General features: G+C 61.5%; 23 protein-coding genes. 12 read left to right on the plus strand and 11 right to left on the minus strand.

The window, feature by feature from the left end; genetic code table 11:
* Position 1 precedes the first annotated feature (1 nt).
* From AYR47_RS26075 to AYR47_RS26105, 7 genes are all read right to left on the minus strand, one after another.
* Positions 2-883 carry a branched-chain amino acid ABC transporter permease gene (locus AYR47_RS26075; RefSeq protein ID WP_061448941.1) on the minus strand — a complete coding sequence of 294 codons (882 nt, stop codon included), beginning with the start codon at positions 881-883 and terminating at the stop codon, positions 2-4.
* The gene (locus AYR47_RS26080) at positions 883-1,653 is read right to left on the minus strand and encodes an ABC transporter ATP-binding protein (RefSeq protein ID WP_033901330.1); all 771 of its coding nucleotides are present in this window, start codon (positions 1,651-1,653) and stop codon (positions 883-885) included. The genes AYR47_RS26075 and AYR47_RS26080 overlap by 1 nt, the downstream gene beginning before the upstream one ends.
* Positions 1,650-2,552, minus strand: a complete 903-nt coding sequence (locus AYR47_RS26085; RefSeq protein WP_061448942.1) for an AMP-binding protein — start codon at positions 2,550-2,552, stop codon at positions 1,650-1,652. The genes AYR47_RS26080 and AYR47_RS26085 overlap by 4 nt, the downstream gene beginning before the upstream one ends.
* A gap of 58 nt (positions 2,553-2,610) precedes the next feature.
* The gene (locus AYR47_RS26090) at positions 2,611-3,990 is read right to left on the minus strand and encodes an LLM class flavin-dependent oxidoreductase (protein WP_061448943.1); all 1,380 of its coding nucleotides are present in this window, start codon (positions 3,988-3,990) and stop codon (positions 2,611-2,613) included.
* Positions 3,990-4,316 (minus strand): hypothetical protein, encoded by a 327-nt coding sequence (locus AYR47_RS26095; protein ID WP_061448944.1) that lies wholly within the window; start codon positions 4,314-4,316, stop codon positions 3,990-3,992. The genes AYR47_RS26090 and AYR47_RS26095 overlap by 1 nt, the downstream gene beginning before the upstream one ends.
* A 9-nt stretch (positions 4,317-4,325) precedes the next feature.
* Positions 4,326-5,522 carry an SfnB family sulfur acquisition oxidoreductase gene (locus tag AYR47_RS26100; protein ID WP_033903201.1) on the minus strand — a complete coding sequence of 399 codons (1,197 nt, stop codon included), beginning with the start codon at positions 5,520-5,522 and terminating at the stop codon, positions 4,326-4,328.
* A 154-nt stretch (positions 5,523-5,676) separates the two neighbouring features.
* Complete coding sequence (locus AYR47_RS26105) at positions 5,677-6,240, minus strand: helix-turn-helix domain-containing protein (RefSeq protein WP_061448945.1); 564 nt, start codon at positions 6,238-6,240, stop codon at positions 5,677-5,679.
* A 92-nt stretch (positions 6,241-6,332) separates the two neighbouring features.
* On the opposite strand from AYR47_RS26105, the gene AYR47_RS26110 reads away from it, so the two are divergent.
* From AYR47_RS26110 to AYR47_RS26140, 7 genes are all read left to right on the plus strand, one after another.
* Positions 6,333-7,262, plus strand: a complete 930-nt coding sequence (locus tag AYR47_RS26110; RefSeq protein ID WP_061448946.1) for a DMT family transporter — start codon at positions 6,333-6,335, stop codon at positions 7,260-7,262.
* Between the two features lie 129 nt (positions 7,263-7,391).
* Positions 7,392-10,313 (plus strand): monovalent cation/H+ antiporter subunit A, encoded by a 2,922-nt coding sequence (locus AYR47_RS26115; RefSeq protein WP_038846033.1) that lies wholly within the window; start codon positions 7,392-7,394, stop codon positions 10,311-10,313.
* A complete protein-coding gene (locus tag AYR47_RS26120) occupies positions 10,313-10,657 on the plus strand; it encodes a Na+/H+ antiporter subunit C (protein ID WP_003192163.1) in 345 nt (114 codons plus the stop codon). Before AYR47_RS26115 ends, AYR47_RS26120 begins: the two co-directional genes overlap by 1 nt.
* Positions 10,654-12,336: a monovalent cation/H+ antiporter subunit D gene (locus AYR47_RS26125; RefSeq protein WP_061448947.1), complete on the plus strand. Its 1,683-nt coding sequence runs from the start codon at positions 10,654-10,656 to the stop codon at positions 12,334-12,336. Before AYR47_RS26120 ends, AYR47_RS26125 begins: the two co-directional genes overlap by 4 nt.
* On the plus strand, positions 12,333-12,821 hold the full coding sequence (locus tag AYR47_RS26130) for a Na+/H+ antiporter subunit E (protein ID WP_038846028.1): 489 nt from the start codon (positions 12,333-12,335) through the stop codon (positions 12,819-12,821). Before AYR47_RS26125 ends, AYR47_RS26130 begins: the two co-directional genes overlap by 4 nt.
* Positions 12,818-13,096: a K+/H+ antiporter subunit F gene (locus tag AYR47_RS26135; RefSeq protein WP_010209507.1), complete on the plus strand. Its 279-nt coding sequence runs from the start codon at positions 12,818-12,820 to the stop codon at positions 13,094-13,096. The genes AYR47_RS26130 and AYR47_RS26135 overlap by 4 nt, the downstream gene beginning before the upstream one ends.
* On the plus strand, positions 13,093-13,446 hold the full coding sequence (locus AYR47_RS26140) for a Na+/H+ antiporter subunit G (RefSeq protein WP_033903208.1): 354 nt from the start codon (positions 13,093-13,095) through the stop codon (positions 13,444-13,446). The genes AYR47_RS26135 and AYR47_RS26140 overlap by 4 nt, the downstream gene beginning before the upstream one ends.
* Positions 13,447-13,474: 28 nt before the next feature.
* Here the strand turns inward: AYR47_RS26140 and AYR47_RS26145 are convergent, their stop codons facing one another.
* Positions 13,475-14,485, minus strand: a complete 1,011-nt coding sequence (locus AYR47_RS26145) for an SLAC1 anion channel family protein (RefSeq protein ID WP_033903209.1) — start codon at positions 14,483-14,485, stop codon at positions 13,475-13,477.
* Positions 14,486-14,636: 151 nt separating this feature from the next.
* Between AYR47_RS26145 and AYR47_RS26150 the strand changes: the two genes are divergently transcribed.
* Positions 14,637-15,578, plus strand: coding sequence for a GlxA family transcriptional regulator (locus AYR47_RS26150; RefSeq protein ID WP_237142509.1), 942 nt, complete (start codon positions 14,637-14,639; stop codon positions 15,576-15,578).
* Here AYR47_RS26150 and AYR47_RS26155 read toward each other — a convergent pair.
* Positions 15,568-16,041, minus strand: coding sequence for an HIT family protein (locus AYR47_RS26155; protein WP_033903319.1), 474 nt, complete (start codon positions 16,039-16,041; stop codon positions 15,568-15,570). The two genes, AYR47_RS26150 and AYR47_RS26155, sit on opposite strands and share 11 nt — an antisense overlap.
* Before the next feature lie 101 nt (positions 16,042-16,142).
* Here AYR47_RS26155 and AYR47_RS26160 point away from each other — a divergent pair, with 101 nt between their 5' ends.
* Positions 16,143-16,472: a winged helix-turn-helix transcriptional regulator gene (locus AYR47_RS26160; protein WP_033903210.1), complete on the plus strand. Its 330-nt coding sequence runs from the start codon at positions 16,143-16,145 to the stop codon at positions 16,470-16,472.
* Here AYR47_RS26160 and AYR47_RS26165 read toward each other — a convergent pair.
* Positions 16,469-17,251: an SDR family oxidoreductase gene (locus tag AYR47_RS26165; RefSeq protein WP_038849475.1), complete on the minus strand. Its 783-nt coding sequence runs from the start codon at positions 17,249-17,251 to the stop codon at positions 16,469-16,471. The genes AYR47_RS26160 and AYR47_RS26165 overlap by 4 nt on opposite strands.
* Positions 17,252-17,487: 236 nt before the next feature.
* On the opposite strand from AYR47_RS26165, the gene AYR47_RS26170 reads away from it, so the two are divergent.
* Positions 17,488-18,240, plus strand: a complete 753-nt coding sequence (locus AYR47_RS26170) for a 3-oxoacyl-ACP reductase family protein (RefSeq protein ID WP_061448948.1) — start codon at positions 17,488-17,490, stop codon at positions 18,238-18,240.
* 23 nt (positions 18,241-18,263) lie between these two features.
* A complete protein-coding gene (locus tag AYR47_RS26175) occupies positions 18,264-18,851 on the plus strand; it encodes a TetR/AcrR family transcriptional regulator (protein ID WP_061448949.1) in 588 nt (195 codons plus the stop codon).
* Here the strand turns inward: AYR47_RS26175 and lepB are convergent, their stop codons facing one another.
* Positions 18,852-19,520 (minus strand): signal peptidase I, encoded by a 669-nt coding sequence (lepB, locus tag AYR47_RS26180; RefSeq protein ID WP_033903214.1) that lies wholly within the window; start codon positions 19,518-19,520, stop codon positions 18,852-18,854.
* Between the two features lie 112 nt (positions 19,521-19,632).
* Here lepB and AYR47_RS26185 point away from each other — a divergent pair, with 112 nt between their 5' ends.
* Positions 19,633-20,184: a dihydrofolate reductase family protein gene (locus tag AYR47_RS26185; protein WP_061448950.1), complete on the plus strand. Its 552-nt coding sequence runs from the start codon at positions 19,633-19,635 to the stop codon at positions 20,182-20,184.
* The last annotated feature ends 37 nt before the right edge of the window (positions 20,185-20,221 follow it).

Below are 20,221 nucleotides of genomic sequence, written 5' to 3' on the forward strand. Positions count from 1 at the left end.
TTCAGACTCGCTCGATGGCGCGCTCGCCGAACAGGCCGGCGGGACGGATATACAGGAAGGCCAGGGCCAGTACGTAGGCGAACCACGGCGTGATGCCGCCGCCGATCAAGGGGCCGATATACACCTCGGCCAGATTCTCCGCCGCGCCGACAATCAGCCCGCCGACAATCGCCCCGCCAATCGAGGTGAAGCCGCCAATAATCAACACCGGCAAGGCCTTGAGCACCACCAGCGACAACGAAAACTGCACCCCTTGGCGCGCGCCCCACAGCAGCCCCGCCACCAGCCCGACAATCCCGGCCACCGCCCAGACGATCTGCCAGATACGGTTGAGGTTGATGCCGATGGACAGCGCCGCCGTGGTGTCATCCGCCACCGCACGCAGCGACACGCCGATGCGGGTCTTGTTGAACAGCAACGCCAGCACGGTCACCAGCACCACCGCAGCGGCCGCAGCGATCAGGTCGAATTGGCTGAGCATCAGCGGGCCGATGAACAGCGGCACGTCGTCGATGCCCAGGTCGAGTGCGCGCACTTGCGAGCCCATCAGACCCTGGGCCAGGCCTTCGATAATGAACGACAGGCCCAAGGTGGCCATGAACAAGGTGATCTGTGAACGGTTTACCAGCGGCCGTAACACCAAGCGCTCGATGAGTAAGGCGCCAATGATCATCACGATCACGGTCAAGAGCAGCGCCAAGGCAAACGGCACGCCCTGATCATGCAGGCTGACGAAGGTCAGCGCGGCAAACAGCAGCATCGAGCCTTGGGCAAAATTGAACACGCCGCTGGCTTTGTAGATCAGCACGAAACCGATGGCGACCAGCGAATACATGGTGCCGGCGAGCAGACCGCCGAGCAGGGTTTCAAAGAAAAACGTCATCAGTGCACCACTCCCAGGTAGGCCGCGATCACCTCGGGATTGGCCTGCACTTCAGCGGGCGTGCCGTCGCCGACCTTGCGCCCGTAATCGAGCACCACCACGTGGTCGGACAGCCCCATGACCACGCCCATGTCGTGTTCGATCAACACCACGGTGGTACCAAGGTCGCGGTTCACATCGGCGACGAAGCGCGCCATTTCCTGTTTTTCCTCGGCATTCATGCCCGCCATGGGTTCGTCGAGCAGTAACAGGCTGGGGCCAGCGATCAATGCCCTACCCAGCTCGACGCGCTTTTGCAGGCCGTAAGAGAGGTTGCCCACCAGCACATCACGTTGAGCTTGCAACTCAAGAAATTCGAGAATGCCCTGGGCACGCAGGCGGAACGCTTCGGCTTCCCGGCGTGCGCGGGGTAAGCCCAGGGCCTGTTCGATAAAGCTGCTGCGCAGATGCCGCGACAGGCCGGTGAGGATGTTGTCGAGCACGCTCATCTTCTTGAACAGCGCGTTGTTCTGGAAGGTGCGACCAATGCCCCGGCGCGCGGCGCCCAACGGGTCAATGCGGTGGAAGTGCTGGTCTTCGAACACGATCTCGCCGGCATCGAAGCGATACACGCCATTGAGTACGTTGAGCAACGAGCTTTTGCCGGCACCGTTAGGACCGATCAGCGCGCAGATCTCGCCGCGCGCCACCTCGAAGGACAAGGCATTGATCGCCTTGACGCCCTTGAACGACAGCGAAATATCCCGCACCTGGAGAATGGCTTGGCTCATGCGATGTCCCGTTTGAATTCCGCCAACCACGACGGCGAAGGGGTGGATTTGAGGGGTTGCCAGATATAAGCCAGGCGCTGGAAGCCGAGCAGCTTGCGCACACGGTTTTTCAACAGGCGGCGCAGGCCACTTTGTGGGTGGGCGACGGCCCAGTCGCACAGGCGCCGGCGCCAGGTGCCATGGGGTGCCAGGCGGCTTTCAATCTCGTCGGCCAGGTGCTGCAAACGTGCAGGTGATAACAGCAGGCCGGTGGGCGCTACTTCACTGCGATCACGCCGCGCCGAGGCTGGGCTTTCCGGGAAGGCCAGGCCATGGCCGCTGTTCAGCCATTGCTCCAGCACTACCGCCAGGCCGCCTTGCCAGTGAGTGCCCTCTTCGCTCCACAATGCGGTTTCGCCGCTGGGTTGCCACCAGCGGGCGAGGTGCTGTGCCGGGTCAACCGGACCCAGCAATTGGGCGAAATCCAGCAGGTTGGCCGATTGCCAATGCCGCACTTGCTGGCGGTCCTGGGTGTAGGAGTGGGTGGGACGTATGCGCCACAGGTGTTGTTGCAGCGCGTCGACCTCAAGGTCGTCAGCCAGGGTCAGGACCTGCCCACCGATGGAATGAGCCGCCAGCACCAACAGCAACAGGTTCGGCTCGAACGCCCCGCTGAGGGCCAAGCGCGATTGCTCGTCAAAGCCCTGCTGGCGCAAGCCATCGGCCAGGCGTTCCACATCCCGCAAGGTGTCGATCCAGCGCCACGCATGCCACTGACCCTGGCGTTTGTGGCGCAAGGCGGTGTGCAGCGGCGTGATCTGTGCCCAGTGGTGCAGTTGTTCCAATGCCTTGGGCAGGTTGCCGAGCAGTTCGGCGGGCCATTCCGGGGCCAGCGGACGTTTGAGTTCGTGCACGCTCATAGGGAGGTTCTCCTATTGGGGTTTTGTGCGTGCGGTGGTCCGCTGGCGGGGTGTTCAGTTAGAGGGTGTTGGCCTTGAGGTCGCGGTAGCCGGCGCCGGGGTGATTGGCGCCCAACCGCGCACCGTCACCAAACAACTTCTCGCGCAGCGTGCCCTGGGCATATTCGGTCTTGTACACCCCGCGCTTCTGCAACTCCGGCACCAGCAGGTCCACGGCGTCGATGAAGGTTTCGTGGGTCAGCGCATAGGCCAGGTTGAAGCCGTCTACATCGGTTTCCTCGACCCACTCCTGCAACAGGTCCGCCACGGTTTCCGGGCCGCCGACAAACAGCGGGCCAAAGCCGCCGATGCCGACCCAATCGGCCAGCTCGTTGGGCGTCCAGACCTTGTTCGGGTCGGCCGTGGAGAAGGCTTCCACCGCCGATTGGATAGCGTTGGTGTGCACATGCTTGAGGGGTTCGTCGGGTTTGAACTGGCTGAAGTCGATGCCGGTCCAGCCAGAGATCAACGCCATCGCGCCTTCATAGCTGACGTAGGATTTGTACTCGTCGAACTTGGCCTTGGCCTTGGCATCGGTCTCACCGACGATCACGGTCTGCAGGTTGAAGATCAGGATTTTCTTCGGATCACGCCCCGCCTCGGCGGCACGCCGGCGGATGTCGGCGACGGTCTTTTTCAGCAGCACCTTGGACGGTGCGGCGACGAACACACACTCGGCCTGCTCGGCGGCGAACTGTTTACCTCGGCTGGACGCGCCGGCCTGGTACAGCACCGGCGTACGTTGCGGCGAGGGTTCACACAGGTGAATACCGGGCACCTGGAAGTGTTTGCCGACATGGCGGATCTCGTGGATCTTGCTCGGGTCACTGAAAATCCGGCGCTCGCGGTCACGCAACACGGCGCCCTCCTCCCAGCTGCCTTCCCAGAGTTTGTAGCAAACCTCCAGGTATTCCTCGGCGTAGTCGTAGCGCGCATCGTGTTCGGTCTGGGCTTTCTGGCCGAGGTTTTTCGCGCCGCTTTCCAGGTAGGAGGTGACGATGTTCCAGCCAATGCGGCCCTTGGTCAGGTGGTCCAGAGTGGAGAGGCGACGGGCGAACGGATACGGATGTTCAAACGACAACGAAGCGGTCAGACCGAAACCAAGGTGTTCGGTGACCAAGGCCATCGGCGCGATCAGCGACAGCGGATCGTTAACTGGCACCTGCGCCGCCTGGCGAATCGCCGCGTCGCCGTTGCCGTTGTACACGTCGTAGATGCCCAGCACGTCGGCGATGAACAGGCCGTCGAACTTGCCGCGTTCAAGGATCTTGGCGAGGTCCGTCCAATACTCCAGGTCCTTGTACTGCCACGAACGGTCACGCGGGTGCGCCCACAGGCCGGGCGATTGGTGGCCGACACAGTTCATGTCGAAGGCATTCAAGCGGATTTCACGGGACATCAAAGCACTCCGTTGAGGTGGTAGTTGCCGACAACTTGGTATTTCCAGCGCAGCGGGTCATCGAGGCTTGACGGCAGTGCGGTGCGTTGGCCGGTCAGTTCGAATTCGGCGTTGCTCGCGGCAATCAAGGCTTCGGCGGCGGCGATCTGCGCTTCGGTGGCGGCCACCGGGCTTGGGTGGGTTTCAGCGCGTTCCAGCAAGGCGGCGGCCACGTCAACGCGGATCTGCAGATCGCCGAAGCGGCTGATCACATAGGGGTCATCGCTTTTCTGGACATGGCGGCGGGTGCTGTCCAATAGTTGGCGCGCAAGGCTCAGTGCGGTCATGGTCAATCCTCAGTTCCAGGCGTGGCGCGCGGGCTTCACGCCGTTGAGCACGAAATTGCCGATCAGGTGGTACTTCCAGCGCGCCGGGTCGTGCAGGGTGTGAGTGCGCGCGTTGCGCCAGAAGCGGTCAAGGTTGTGTTTGCCGGTGACCGAGCGGGTGCCAGCCAGTTCGAAGAGCTTGCTGCTGGCGAGCAAGGCGGTTTCGGCCGACAGCACTTTGGCCTGGGCAACCACCAAGGAGGCCTGGGCCACGCTGTCTTCACTTGGCTCGGCGAGGGCACGGTCCACCGCCAGGCCGGCCTTGGCGAGGATGGCTTCGGTGCCGTGCACGCGCCATTCCAGGTCGCCGATGGCGGCGATGGTGAACGGGTCCTGCCAGCCGTGATCCTGTTGGCTGTCGATCCACGGCCGCGCCTGGCGTGCGTAGATCTTGGCCTGTTCAAGGGCGCCCAGGGCGATGCCGGTGTCGACGGCTGCCTGGATGATCTGTGAAATCGGGCCGTTGGCGGTGGGTTGATCGAAGGCCTGGTGGGCGGGGATCACCGCGCTGACGGGGACGGTCACACCGTCGAGAGTCACGCCGCCGCTGGCGGTGGTGCGCTGGCCGAAGCCGTCCCAGCTGTCGATCACACTCAGGCCTTGGGCATCGCGTTCGATGAAGGCGATGAACGCCTGGTCTTTTTCGTTATTACCGACGGTGGGCACGATGTGGGCGAACAACGCGCCGGTGCAGTAGAACTTCTCGCCGTTGATTTGCGCGGTGTCGCCGTGGAAACGGATCTGCGTGTCGAAGGTGCCGGCGTTCTTGCTCTTGGCTTCGGAGAAGGCATTGCCGAAACGATAGCCTTGGAGGACTTTGCCGAAGTAGTACTGCTTTTGTGCCTCCGTGGCCGTCTGCAGCAGAATGTCGACGACACCGAGGTGGTTCTGCGGAATCTGCCCCAGGGAGGGGTCGGCGGCGGAGATCAGTTTGATCACCTCGGCCACTGTCACATACGACACCTCAGCACCGCCATAAGCCTTGGGAATGGTGATGCCCCACAAGCCGCTGGCCGAGAATTCGTCGAGTTCGGCCACCGGCAGGCGACGCTCACGGTCGCGCGCGCTGGCGTCGACCGCGAACCGTGCAGCCAGGCGCGTGGCGACCTCGATGGCTTCCGCGTCCGAGCGGATGATATGGGCAGGGTGTTGAGGGTGGGCTGACATGGGCCGACTCCAGGCTCCGAGGGGATACTGGAGTGATTGCAGGAGTCGTGCCTGAATGTAATCGCCAATAAAATCAGCGATTTGCTGGTCATTCAGCGCAACAGGGCGCGTTTCAAAGCAGCAAAGTGTCCATCCACTGTTGCCGGGCGAACAGTTAGATCACCACGTTGCGCACAAACCGCACAGGCACATCGCCATCATTGCGATAGCCATGCACGTGACGGCTGGCGAACATATAAAACTCACCGGCGGCGACGTGTTTTTCTTCCTCGCCCACCAGCAGGGTGAGGCAGCCTTCGAACACGAACAGTTGCACGCTCCAGCCTTCCGGGTCGGGATCGGGGCTGTAGCGATCGCCCGGTTCCAGTTGCATCTCCCACAATTCGACCTCACGCCGCGCCGTGGCTTTGGCCAGCAGCACCGCCTTGCTGCCGGGAATTTCGCCGGCCCAGGCCAGTTCGTTGATGCGGCTGTGGTCGGGGGCATCCGGCGCCTGGATCAGGTCACTGAACGCCACGTCCAACGCTTCAGCCACGCGGTCGAGGGTGGACAGGCTGACGTTCTTCTCCCCTGCCTCAATGGCCACCAGCATGCGCCGGCTGACCCCGGATTTTTCCGAAAGCGCGGTCTGGCTCAGGTCGGCGGCATGGCGCAGGCGACGAACGTTCTGGCTGACGTGCTGCAGGACCGAGGCCCGTTGCGGATTTTCTTTGTGCACTATATTGCTCAATGGGTGGGTGTGCGCAGTATACTGCCCAGCGTGCGGCGCATTGTGCGGTCCGTGCCTTTCCCTTGCAAGACCGAGCCGCCATGACCACCCCGAACTCCCCTTCGCGTTTCAACCGTTTCAGCAAAGCCGAATGCATCCTGGTGGTGATCACCATGATCTGGGGCGGCACCTTTTTGCTGGTGCAACACGCGATGGCCGTCAGCGGGCCGATGTTTTTCGTCGGTTTGCGATTTGCCGCCGCCGCCATCGTGGTGGGGTTCTTTTCCTTGCGCACGTTGCGTGACCTGACGCTGTTCGAGTTGAAGGCCGGCGTATTCATCGGCGTAGCGATCATGTTTGGCTACGGGCTGCAAACCATTGGCTTGCAGACGATCCTGAGCAGCCAATCGGCGTTTATCACGGCGTTGTATGTACCGTTCGTGCCGTTGCTGCAGTGGATGGTGCTGGGACGCCGTCCAGGCCTGATGCCGAGCATTGGGATCATGCTGGCGTTTACCGGCTTGATGCTGCTGACCGGGCCAGCGGGCGCTTCACTGAATTTCAGCCCTGGCGAAATCGCCACCTTGATCGGCGCCGTCGCGATTGCCGCTGAAATCATCCTGATCAGCGCCTTTGCCGGGCAGGTGGATGTGCGCCGGGTGACCGTGGTGCAACTGGCCACGGCCTCGTTGCTGTCGTTCCTGATGGTGGTGCCGATGGGCGAGGCCTTGCCGGGGTTCTCGTGGCTGCTGCTGTTCAGTGCGGTGGGCCTGGGTTTGACCAGTGCAGTGATCCAGGTCGCGATGAATTGGGCCCAGCAAAGCGTTTCGCCCACCCGAGCCACGTTGATTTATGCCGGTGAGCCGGTGTGGGCAGGCGTGGTGGGACGGATCGCCGGGGAGCGCTTCCCGCCGATTGCGATGCTGGGCGCGGTGTTGATTGTGGCGGCGGTGATTGTCAGTGAAATGAAGACCAAGGCACAAAAGGCGCTTGCAGTGGACAATGAGCTGGAGCAGGAACATCAGGGCTAAGCGGGGCATTGAAACAATGCCAAATGGGAGTTTTCGGCCTACCTTGTAGGATCCTGCCACATCTTGCCGTTTGGTGATCGAGAAAGCGGCACGTATGATGCATCCCAAACTCCCGCAGATTAGAAGCCTATGTCCCTGATAGTTCTACTGCTTCTGCCGTTCGCTGGCAGCTGTCTGGCGGCCTTGCTGCCGCACAATGCACGTAACACCGAATCCCTGCTGGCCGGCCTTGTGGCCCTGGTCGGCACCATTCAAGTCGCCCTGCTCTACCCCCAGATCGCCCATGGTGGCGTGATCCGCGAAGAATTCATGTGGTTGCCCAGCCTCGGGCTGAACTTCGTGCTGCGCATGGATGGGTTTGCCTGGCTGTTCTCGATGCTGGTGCTGGGCATCGGCACGCTGGTGTCGTTGTATGCGCGCTATTACATGTCACCGGACGACCCGGTGCCGCGCTTCTTCGCGTTTTTCCTGGCGTTCATGGGCGCCATGCTCGGGCTGGTGATTTCCGGCAACCTGGTCCAGATCGTGTTCTTCTGGGAACTGACCAGCCTGTTCTCGTTCCTGCTGATCGGCTATTGGCACCACCGCGCCGACGCGCGACGCGGCGCGTACATGGCGTTGATGGTCACCGGCGCGGGCGGCTTGTGCCTGCTGGCGGGCGTGATGTTGCTGGGGCATATAGTCGGCAGCTACGACTTGGACCAGGTGCTGGCAGCGGGCGATCAGATTCGCGCGCACTCGCTGTACCCGGTCATGCTGGCTCTGGTGCTGATCGGTGCCTTGAGCAAAAGCGCGCAGTTCCCGTTCCACTTCTGGCTGCCTCACGCAATGGCGGCGCCCACGCCGGTGTCGGCGTACCTGCATTCGGCAACGATGGTGAAGGCCGGCGTGTTCCTGTTGGCCCGCCTGTGGCCGTCGCTGTCTGGCAGCGAAGAATGGTTCTATATCGTCGGCGGTGCCGGCGCGATTACCCTGCTTCTCGGCGCTTACTGCGCGATCTTTCAAAACGACCTCAAGGGCCTGCTGGCCTATTCCACCATCAGCCACCTTGGCTTGATCACCTTATTGCTGGGCCTCAACAGCCCACTGGCCGCCGTTGCAGCCGTGTTCCACATCCTCAATCACGCCACGTTCAAGGCCTCGTTGTTCATGGCCGCAGGCATCATCGACCACGAAAGCGGCACCCGCGACATTCGCAAGCTCAGTGGCCTGGTCCGCTTGATTCCCTTTACCGCGACCCTGGCGATGGTTGCCAGTGCGTCCATGGCCGGGGTGCCGTTGCTCAACGGCTTCCTGTCCAAAGAGATGTTCTTCGCCGAAACCGTGTTCATCTCCTCCACCGCCTGGGTGGAATTTGCCCTGCCGGTGATCGCGACGGTCGCCGGTACATTCAGCGTGGTCTACGCGCTGCGCTTTACCATTGATGTGTTCTTTGGCCCCACCGCCACCAACCTGCCGCACACGCCCCACGAGCCCCCCCGCTGGATGCGTGCGCCGGTGGAGCTGCTGGTGTTCACCTGCCTGCTGGTGGGGATTTTCCCGGCCCAGGTGGTCGGTTCGATCCTCGCCGCTGCCGCCTTGCCTGTCGTCGGCGGCGTGCTGCCGGAGTACAGCCTGGCGATCTGGCACGGCTGGAACGCGCCGATGATCATGAGCCTGGTGGCCATGTCCGCTGGCGTCGTTCTGTATCTGCTGCTGCGCAAGCAACTCAAGCGAGGCCGCTTCAAATACCCGCCTATCATCAGTTACTTCAACGGCAAGCGCGGCTTCGAGCGCAGCCTGGTGGTGATGATGCGCGGGGTGCGCAAGATCGAGAAACGTATCAGCACCAAGCGCCTGCAGACCCAGTTGTTCCTGCTGGTGTTGGTGGCGGTGATCGGCGGCATGATCCCGATGCTCAACAGTGGCCTCAGTTGGGGCGACCGGCCGAAGATCCCCGGTTCCATCGTATTCGTGACCCTTTGGCTGCTGGCGATTGCCTGTGCCCTCGGTGCCGCCTGGCAAGCCAAGTACCACCGGCTGGCGGCCCTGACCATGGTCAGCGTGTGCGGCCTGATGACCTGCGTGACCTTTGTGTGGTTCTCGGCGCCGGACCTGGCGCTGACCCAGTTGGTCGTCGAGGTAGTGACCACGGTGCTGATCCTGCTCGGCCTGCGCTGGCTGCCACGGCGGATCGAAGAAGTGTCGCCACTGCCAAGCTCCTTGCGCAAGGCGCGCATCCGGCGCCTGCGCGACTTCCTGTTGTCGACCGTGGTCGGCGGCGGCATGGCGCTGCTGTCCTACGCGATGCTGACGCGCCAGACGCCCAACGACATTTCCTCGTTCTACTTAAGCCGTGCCCTGCCCGAAGGCGGCGGCAGCAATGTGGTGAACGTGATGCTGGTGGACTTCCGGGGCTTCGATACCTTGGGTGAAATCACCGTGCTCGGCGCCGTGGCGCTGACGGTGTACGCCCTGTTGCGCCGCTTCCGCCCCTCCAAGGAAAGCATGCAACTGCCCGCCCAACAGCGCCAGTTGGCGCCGGACGTGGCCACCGACCTGGTCAACCCACGCCAGGCCAGCGACACCGCCCTGGGCTTCATGATGGTGCCGGCGGTGCTGGTGCGCCTGCTGCTGCCGATTGCGCTGGTGGTGTCGTTCTATCTGTTCATGCGCGGCCACAACCAACCGGGTGGCGGGTTTGTCGCCGGCCTGGTGATGTCGGTGGCGTTTATCCTGCAATACATGGTCGCCGGCACGCAGTGGGTCGAAGCGCAGATGAGCCTGCGGCCGATGCGCTGGATGGGCTTCGGGCTGTTCTCGGCGACGCTGACCGGCCTCGGTGCACTGTTTGCCGGGTATCCGTTCCTCACCACCCACACCTGGCATTTCAGCCTGCCGCTGCTCGGTGACATTCACATCGCCAGCGCGCTGTTCTTCGACGTCGGCGTGTACGCCATGGTCGTCGGCTCGACGCTGCTGATGCTCACCGCCCTCGGTCACCAGTCCGTGCGGGCCCATAAACCGAGCAACCAGGCCAAAGTGGTTGCCGCTACGGAAGGAGCCGCCTGATGGAAGAAGTCATCGCAATTGCCATTGGGGTCCTGGCGGCCTCCGGCGTCTGGCTGATCCTGCGGCCAAGGACCTTCCAGGTGGTGATGGGCCTGTGCCTGTTGTCGTATGGGGTCAACCTGTTCATTTTCAGCATGGGCAGCCTGTTTATCGGCAAGGAGCCGATCATCAAGGACGGCGTGCCGCAAGACTTGCTCAACTACACAGATCCCCTGCCCCAGGCGTTGGTGCTGACGGCCATCGTGATCAGCTTCGCCATGACCGCCTTGTTCCTGGTGGTGCTGCTCGCCTCCCGTGGCTTGACCGGCACGGACCATGTGGACGGCCGGGAGCCCAAGGAATGACGTGGATGAATCAAATGATCGTCGCGCCGATCCTGCTGCCGTTGCTCACCGCCGCATTGATGCTGATGCTCGGCGAGAAGCACCGTCCGCTCAAGGCGCGCATCAACCTGTTCTCCAGCATGATCGGCCTGGGCATCGCCGTTTTGCTGCTGTACTGGACGCAAAAAGGCGGCCCCGGCTCGATTGGCGTGTACCTGCCCGGCAACTGGCAAGTGCCGTTTGGCATCGTGTTGGTGGTGGATCAGTTGTCGGCGCTGATGCTGGTACTCACCGGCATCATCGGCGTGAGTGCGCTGCTGTTCGCCATGGCCCGCTGGGACCGCGCGGGCACCAGTTTCCATGCGTTGTTCCAGGTGCAGATGATGGGTCTATATGGCGCCTTCCTGACCGCCGACCTGTTCAACCTGTTCGTATTCTTCGAGGTGCTGCTGGCGGCGTCCTATGGCTTGATGCTGCACGGCTCGGGCCGGGCGCGAGTGTCGGCGGGGCTGCATTACATTGCGATCAACCTGCTCGCATCGTCGCTGTTTTTGATTGGCGCGGCGATGATCTACGGGGTGACTGGCACGCTGAACTTCGCTGACCTGGCGTTGAAGATCCCGCTGGTGCCGGAGGCGGATCGTGGCCTGTTGCACGCTGGTGCGGCGATCCTGGCGACGGCGTTCCTGGCCAAGGCCGGCATGTGGCCGCTGAACTTCTGGCTGGCGCCCGCCTATTCTTCGGCGAGTGCGCCGGTGGCGGCGATGTTCGCGATCATGACCAAGGTCGGCGTGTACACCGTGCTGCGCCTGTGGACCCTGCTGTTCTCCGGCCAGGCCGGAGCCTCGGCGCTGTTTGGCGGCGACTGGCTGGTGTATGGCGGCATGGCGACCATCATCTGCGCCGGGCTGGCGATGGTGGCGGCGCAGCGGTTGGAACGTATGGCCAGCTTGAGCATTCTGGTGTCGGCGGGGATTTTGCTGTCGGCCGTGGGCTTTGCTCAGCCAAGCCTGACGGCGGGGGCGCTGTTTTATCTGGTTAGCTCGACACTGGCGTTGAGCGCGCTGTTCTTGCTGGCCGAACTGATCGAGCGTTCGCGCTCGGCCAACGACCTGCCGCTGGATGAAGAGATCGATGCGCTGCCCAAAGCCATGGAATCGCTGCACCCGCGCCCCGGCGTGAACCTGGATGATGAACAGCAAGCCGTGGTCGGCCAGGTGATTCCCTGGACCATGGCCTTCCTGGGCTTGAGTTTTATCGCCTGCGCCCTGCTGATCATCGGCATGCCGCCGCTGTCCGGTTTTATCGGCAAGCTCAGCCTGTTGAGTGCACTGGTCAATCCGCTGGGCCTGGGCGTCAGCGTTGATACGCCGATCCGCCCGGCAGCCTGGGGCTTGGTCGCGTTGTTGATCCTCTCGGGCCTGGCCTCGTTGATCGCCTTCGCCCGCCTCGGCATCCAGCGTTTCTGGACCCCGGAAGAGCGCCCTTCGCCGCTGCTGCGTCGCTACGAGTGCCTGCCGATCTTCTTCCTGCTGGGCCTGAGCATCCTGCTGACTTTCAAGGCCGAGCCGCTGATGCGCTACACCCAGGACACGGCCGTCAGCCTGAACAACCCGGAACACTACGTGATGGCGGTGATGGCCACGCGCCCGGTGCCGAGCCCTGAAGCCAAGGCCGCCGCGCTGGAGGTGCAGCCATGAAGCGTCTGTTCCCTGCTCCGTGGTTGTCGCTGGCGTTGTGGCTGTTGTGGCTGGTGCTCAACCTGTCCGTGAGCCCCGGCAACCTGCTGCTGGGCGCGCTGCTGGGTTTTCTGGCGCCGCTGATGATGGCGCCGCTGCGGCCGTTGCCGATCCGCATTCGCCGCCCTGGGGTGATCATTCGCCTGTTCTTCCTGGTGGGCCGCGATGTGATCATCTCCAACCTGCAAGTGGCCTGGGGCGTGCTGATCTGCAGCTCCCGTCCACCGCGTTCGCGCTTCATCAAGATCCCCCTGGACCTGCGCGACGCCAACGGCCTGGCGGCGTTGTCGATGATCACCACCGTGGTGCCCGGCACCATCTGGTCGGAACTGGCGCTGGACCGTAGCATCCTGCTCTTGCACGTGTTTGACCTGGAGGATGAAGCATCCTTCATCGAGCACTTCAAGACCACCTACGAACGGCCCCTGATGGAGATCTTCGAATGAGCGCCCTGCTCTCCAATGCGATCCTGCTCAGCCTGTTCCTGTTCTCACTGGCCATGGTGCTGACGCTGATCCGTCTGTTCAAAGGCCCATCGGCCCAGGACCGGGTATTGGCGCTGGACTACCTGTACATCCTGGCGATGCTGATGATGCTGGTGTTGGGCATTCGCTACGCCAGTGACACCTACTTTGAAGCGGCGCTGCTGATTGCGCTGTTCGGCTTCGTGGGCTCGTTTGCCCTGGCGAAATTCCTGCTGCGTGGGGAGGTGATTGAATGATGCCGTTATGGATGGAAGTCATCGTGGCCGTGCTGCTGGTGTTGAGCAGTGTGTTTGCATTGATTGGCGCGATCGGCTTGCTAAGGATGAAGGACTTCTTCCAGCGCATGCACCCGCCGGCATTGGCTTCGACGTTGGGGGCGTGGTGTGTGGCGCTAGCGTCGATCATCTACTTTTCGGTGCTCAAGTCCGGCCCGGTGTTGCACGGGTGGTTGATTCCGATCTTGTTGTCGATCACGGTGCCGGTGACCACGTTGTTGCTGGCGCGTACGGCGTTGTTCCGTAAGCGCATGGCGGGGGATGATGTGCCGGCGGAGGTCAGCAGCCGTCGTAGCGAAAATCTGCAATAGGCGCGGGCTGGCCCGCGCCCACTCAGGGTCAGCTCATCAACAAGCGACCGTCGAACAGCATTTTCAGGGTCTTGGCGAACAAGATGGCCAAGGCAATCGTCAAGAAAACCACCAGCCCGTAAGCAATCACCATCAGGAACACGCTCTGCTTCGCATCGGCATATTTCAAGGCAGCATTACTCAATGCAGCGATGGGAAAACTGATCGCCCACCACGCAGGTGAGAAAGGCGCTGCGTTTCGAAACACCTTGAACGCCAGGACAACAAACAAAAACAAGCCGAAATAGAAGAGCAGGCTGGCGAAGTGATCGATCACACCGAACACGTTCACGTAGGCCAGGAACCCTACCGCAAACGGCGCCACCATCACCATCAGTGAAGGGGTCATGCCCTTGGCCATGGCGGGCTCATGAATCAGACGGGCAAAAATCTGGTTGAACAACACCACCGCCATCACACTGCCCAACGCGATCGCGAAGAGGTTGAGTTCGTTGGCCCAGGCCATGGGCATATGGGCGCCCGTCACCGCAATGTCCAATGCCGCCACACCAGGAATCAACCAGGCTGGCACGGCAAGCGAGGCATCCCGGTCACCCGCGAGCAACCGAAATACGACGATGAATGCGAGCAACACCGTCAGTACGCTGCCGAGCGTCCACATCACTTCGCTCAACAACACGCTGTAGGGTGCGGCCACTGCGCTAAGCAACAGCAGTGCAATGGTCACGGTGCCAAAGAAGTTGCCGGCGACCGGGTGGGCAAACTCAGCGCTCACCGCGTCGGGGAATTTGACCCACTTGGTGATATAGCCCAGGGCCAGTACGACAAACACCAACGCCGACAGCAAGCCAATGAACTCAGCAATGATTTCACCCGCGAAACTGGCCTGGCCCAATCCTGGGCTGGCAAGTCTCCAGGCCAGGCTCAGGCCTGCCAGGCCCATGACGCTGCCGAACAGGTTGATGGGAAGATTTTTGATGGAGCCGGCGCCTTGACTCGCCTCGACAGGCTTGGCCATGGACAGTTTGCTATAACTCATGATGCACTCAATTGACTGGAAAGACGTGGACGCTATTTTCAACCAGTCAAAAAATGGCAACAATCATCAACTGCCGACGTTTTCAGCCAAATTTACAGCCTTGACAGGCAATACAATGAAGATAGGTCTCCTGGCGCCTCCGCGCATACAAATGCTTGACCTTGTGGGCCCCACGGATGTATTCGCCGAAGCGGCAAGACAGCTGGGCAAACCTCGCGCCTATCGGATATCCGTTGTGGGTGTCCAGCCAGGCCCAATCAAGGGCACAAGCGGCCTACGCGTAGAGACGGATGGTTGCATCGACACCTACGACACCCCGGTCGATACCTTGCTTATCGCCGGCAGCCCGGCAATTGCCGACATCACCGGTGACCTGCGCGTACTGCGCTGGGTGCGTGATCAAGCAGGTAAAGCACGCCGTGTCGGCTCGGTGTGCAGCGGTGCGTTTGTGTTGGCGGCTGCAGGCTTGCTGGCCCGTCGCAGGGCCACCACCCACTGGAATTCGTGCGCGGCCCTGGCCCGCCAATACCCGGACATTGAGGTCGACGCCGACAGCATCTTCATTCGCGATGGCAACCTGTATACATCCGCAGGCATCACCGCTGGCATGGATCTGGCGCTGGCCCTGGTGGAAGAGGATCACGGCCGTGACCTGGCGTTGTGCGTGGCCAGAGAATTGGTGATGTACCTCAAGCGCCCCGGCGGGCAATCGCAGTTCAGCGCCCAATTAGCAGCCCAGTCCGCCGAGCGCAGCACAATTCGTGATATCCAGCATTACATCATCGACCATCTCGCGACTGACCTCAGCGTGCCGCTGCTGGCCCGCCAGGCAGGCATGAGCGAACGCAATTTCGCCAGGGTATTCAAGGCTGACGCGGGGCAAACCCCAGCCGAGTTCGTCGAGCGGGCCCGCATCGATGGTGCCAGGCATTTGATTGAAGGGGCCGAGGTTTCCCTGAAGCGCCTAGCCGACCAGGTCGGTTACGCCAACGTAGACGGTTTCCGGCGTGCATTCGTGAGGCGCCTGGGCGTCAGCCCGAATGAATACCGGAAGATCCACGCACCACAAAAACGCCCGACGCCTACGCCCTGAGCACTGGGTCGAAGGACCTGATATGCGCGGCTAATTCCGCCAGCTGCGCATCATCCGCCCGCCCATGATCATGGGACGAGATATAGCCTTCATACGCTTCGAAAAACTTGTCCACTTTCGAACTCAACGGTTTGAACCCGCTGTCCGAACCGGTGCCATGCATGGGAAACAACTTCGCATGCAGATGGTCCACGCCATACCCCTCCATGATCAGCCCCGTGCGCGCCACATCGGGAAACGCCCTGTCGATCTGCAACGCGGTCTTCTTCGCCGCTATCGCGAGCCCGGCCAACACATCATCCGACTGCGCAAACGCATAGCTGCCGTAATGCTGCTTGGGGATCACCACGCTGAAACCCGGCGTGTTGGGGAAGATCGACAAAAATGCCATATGCTGGTCGTCTTCCCACAGGATGTGCGCCGGGGAAGTTTTTCGAACAATGCTGCAGAAAATACATTCCATTTGAATCTCCGCCAGTTGGGTCGTGGCGACCATCTAAAGCCAGGATGGGGCGGGCGTCAAAACAAATGGAAACTTTCAGACATGTCCTAAGGACGTATGCGATGAGCAAAACCTACACCCCCGCCACCGCCGCAGCCGACGTCGAGACCACCCTCGCCTGGCTCGGCGGGCGTTGGAAATTGATCATCCTGTTTCATCTGTTCGGCGGCCAGGTGCAGCGTTATTCCGACCTTGAGCGGCTGATCCCGGAGATCTCGCAGAAGATGCTCGCCCAACAACTGCGCCAGCTTGAAGCCGATGGCCTGGTGCAGCGCACCGTCTACCCGGTGGTGCCGCCTAAAGTGGAATACCGCATGACCGAATGGGGCCAGAGCCTGTGCCCGGTGCTGGATGGCCTGCTCAAATGGCAGGCCGCCAAGCCTGCGATCTAGACCGTGGGCACGGTGCCGCCGTCGATCACGTACTCGGTGCCACTGATCGACCCGGCGCGGGGCGAGACCAGGAACGCGATCAAGTCCGCCACTTCCTGAGGCTTGGCCGGCCGGCCCAGCGGAATGCCGCCCAGCGCTTGCATGATGATCTGCTTGCCGCCTTCGTAATCCGTGCCCGCCTCATCTGCCAGACGCTCTGCCAACGCGACCGCAGCGTCTGTCTCCACCCAGCCCGGCGAAACCCGCACCACCCGCACGCCCTTGGGTGTCACTTCTTTCGACAGGCTCTTGCTGTACGTCGCCAGCGCCGCCTTGGCAGCGGCATAGGCCGTGGTCGATTCCGGCAACGGCAGCTCCCGCTGGATCGACGTGACATGAATGATCACCCCGGCCCCGCGCTCGACCATCCCCGGTAACAACGCCCGATCCACCCGCACCGCCGCCATCAGGTTCTGGCCTAGCGCATTCATCCACTGCTCATCATCGAGCACTGCAAAACCACCACCTGGCGCACTGGAACCGCCGAGGACATTGACGATGATATCCACACCGCCAAACTGCGCCTTCACCGCCTCGGTGGCGCTGGCACAACCGGCCGCAGTGCCCAGGTCGGCGGCAATGAAATGCACGCCCTCGGGTGGCGTACCCGCCGCCGAACGCGCGACTGAAATCACCTGGGCGCCCTGTTCCTGCAACACGGCAACCACCGCCGCACCGATGCCCTTGGTGCCGCCGGTGACCAGCGCGCGAAGGCCTGTCAGTCCGAGATCAAAGCTCATGAAAACTCCTCCTGGGTAAACGAAGATCCCAGGATAGGAACGTGGTGGACAGGCCACAAGAACGCACGAAAAGGTAATGGGCTCACTCAAAAGTAAGTATCTGGCTTCAGGAGGGCACAGGCGATGAGCAAGGGACAACCCAGTTAAAGATTAATTAATCCAAAAATAGCTTGGCGCGCTCTAAGAGGCTTGATAGGGTTTAGTGGATTAATTAATCCACTAATACAGGCATCACCATGACTGCTCAACTCTCTCGATTCCACAGCAAAGTCGCCTTGGTCACCGGCGGTTCCCGCGGTATCGGCGAAGCCATCGTTCGCCGTCTCGCCGCCGAAGGCGCTGCGGTGGCTTTCACTTATTCTTCTTCCAGCGCAAAGGCAGATACGCTTGTCAGCCAGATCGAAAGCCAAGGCGGCAACGCCCTGGCCATCCAGGCTGACAGCGCTGATGTGGCAGCAATCGAGCGCGCGGTGGCGCATACCATGAAGCGTTTTGGCGCCTTGAATATCCTGGTCAACAACGCCGGTATCCTGCTGCGCGGTACCGTCGATGAGTTCAGCCTGGAAGACTTCGACCGCATGTTTGCGGTGAACGTCCGTGCGGCATTTGCGGCGGCCAAAGCCAGTTCTGCGGTCATGCACAGCGGTGATCGCATCATCACCATTGGCAGTGTAGTGGCGCAACGTTCAGGCTTTCCGGGTGCCAGTGTCTATAGCATGACGAAGGCTGCGATCGCCGGTATGATTCGCGGCCTGGCCATTGATTTTGCCCCACGTGGGATCACCGTCAATAACGTCCAGCCCGGCCCGACCAGCACCGACATGAACCCCGCCGACGGACCGCATTCCGACCTGGTCAAAAGCCTGGTCCCGCTGGGTCGCCTGGGCACCGCCGACGACATCGCTGGTATGGTTGCCTACCTCGCGTCCGAGGAAGCCGCCTTTGTCACCGGTGCCAGCCTGACCATCGACGGTGGTTACCTGGCCTGATCCTTCATTTGCAGAGGTACCCCATGGCAAGACCCAGAGCATTCGACCGCGACCAGGTGCTGCAACAGGCCATACGTGTGTTCTGCGACAAGGGCTTCGCTGCAGCGTCCACCGAGGAACTGATGCAGGCCATGGGGCTCAGTCGCCAAAGCATGTACAACACGTTCGGCGACAAACGTCAGTTGTACTTGCAGGCCATGGCCGAGTATCAGCGCAATGGTGTTGACGATCTGATCGGGCGCCTCAACCAGGGCCAGACGCCGCTGCAGGCCATTCACGACACCTTGCAATCCTTCGCCACCCGCGCCTTGCGCGAAGGCACCGCGGGCTGCATGGGCGTCAATGCCATCTGCGAATTCGGCCAGGAAGACGAAGAAATCAACCGACTCACCACCCACAGCGCCGAACGCTTGCGCGATGCGCTGGAGCGCGCCTTAGGGCGTGCACGGGAGCAGGGAGAGTTGGCCCCCGGCACCGATTTATCGGGTGCCTGCGATTTTCTGATGGCCTCCCTCAGCGGCATGAAAATCGCCGGCAAGGGCGGTGCCACCGTGGAGCAGTTGGGCAATATCGCAGTGTTTGCAATCCGAGCGCTGGCCGCGAACCCGTAGTCAGAGAATCGGCGCGCCAAATCTGTTCAGGCGTGGCATCCAGTGATCCAGGATCTGCGCTGATGCCAAAATGTGATGCGCGCGCCCGATCAACAACCGGCGCGGCACAAAACCGATATACCGGGAGTCATCGCTGTTATCGCGGTTGTCCCCCAGCATGAAGTAACTGTCAGCCGGCACAGTGACCGGGCCAAAATTGCGCAACGCCCGCACTGTCGGCATGAACTGCACCGTGCGCTGACGGTTGGCCGCCAGCTCGTTCAGCTTGATCCCTGGCACCGTATGGCCGGGCACGATGGGCTCGCTGATGTCCTGGGCATCACTGTAGGTGGCCGGCACGTCGTTGACCCACAGCACCTCGTCTTTCATTTCCAGGGTGTCACCGGGAATACCGACGATACGCTTGATCAGGCGTATGCCATCCTTGGGCGATGAAAACGTCACCACATCGCCGCGCTGGGGGTTGTCGAGCTTGGCCAGGGAAATATCGGTGAGCGGCACCTTGAGGTCATAGGCCACGCGGTTGACCAGCACCACATCGCCCTCCAGCAAGGTCGGGCGCATGGAGCCGGAGGGGATCGGATTCCAATCGGCCAGGGAGGTACGGAAAACGCCGAAGCACACCCAGAACATGATTGCGTAACGGTAACGGATCAACCAACTTCGCATACATCCTCGCACGACAGACAGGGGCATCAGGGCAATTTCTTAGAAGCACGGTTGTTGCAGGTCAGGATTAAATTATCATTAGCGTCCAAGCGCACAAAAAGGAGTTTTCGCCATGGATATCAAATGCTCAGTCTTCATCGCAGCCAGCGTCGACGGTTTTATTGCCCGTCCGGACGGTGATATCGACTGGTTGCACCGGCCGGAGTATGAAACCGCTGAGCTGAATGGCGTGACCTATGAAAGCTTCATCGCCACGGTGGATGCGCTGGTGATGGGCCGAAAAACCCTGGAGAAAGTGCTGTCCTTTCCGGAATGGCCCTATGAGGGTACGCCGGTCATTGTCCTGTCTCACCAGCAACTGGAAATCCCGGCGCATCTGGAAGGCAAGGTTGAGGTCATGGCGGGAGACGTGACCACATTGGTTGCGACGTTAGCCGAACGAGGCATGAAACATCTGTATATCGACGGTGGGCAGACAATCCAGGCGTTTCTTGAAGCCGGTCTGATCAATGAGCTGATCATTACCCGTATCCCGGTTTTGCTGGGGCAAGGTATTCCACTGTTCAGCCAGGTTGGCAGTGGGCATGAGCTGCGCCATGTCGGAACCTACGTGTCGGACAATGGGTTTGTTCAGAGCAGGTATGACGTAGATAGTAAGCATTGAGGCCAAGCCCGCGTCCAAAAAAAACGCCCCGAACCAG

This window comes from Pseudomonas azotoformans, from assembly GCF_001579805.1.
GTDB lineage: Bacteria > Pseudomonadota > Gammaproteobacteria > Pseudomonadales > Pseudomonadaceae > Aquipseudomonas > Aquipseudomonas azotoformans_A.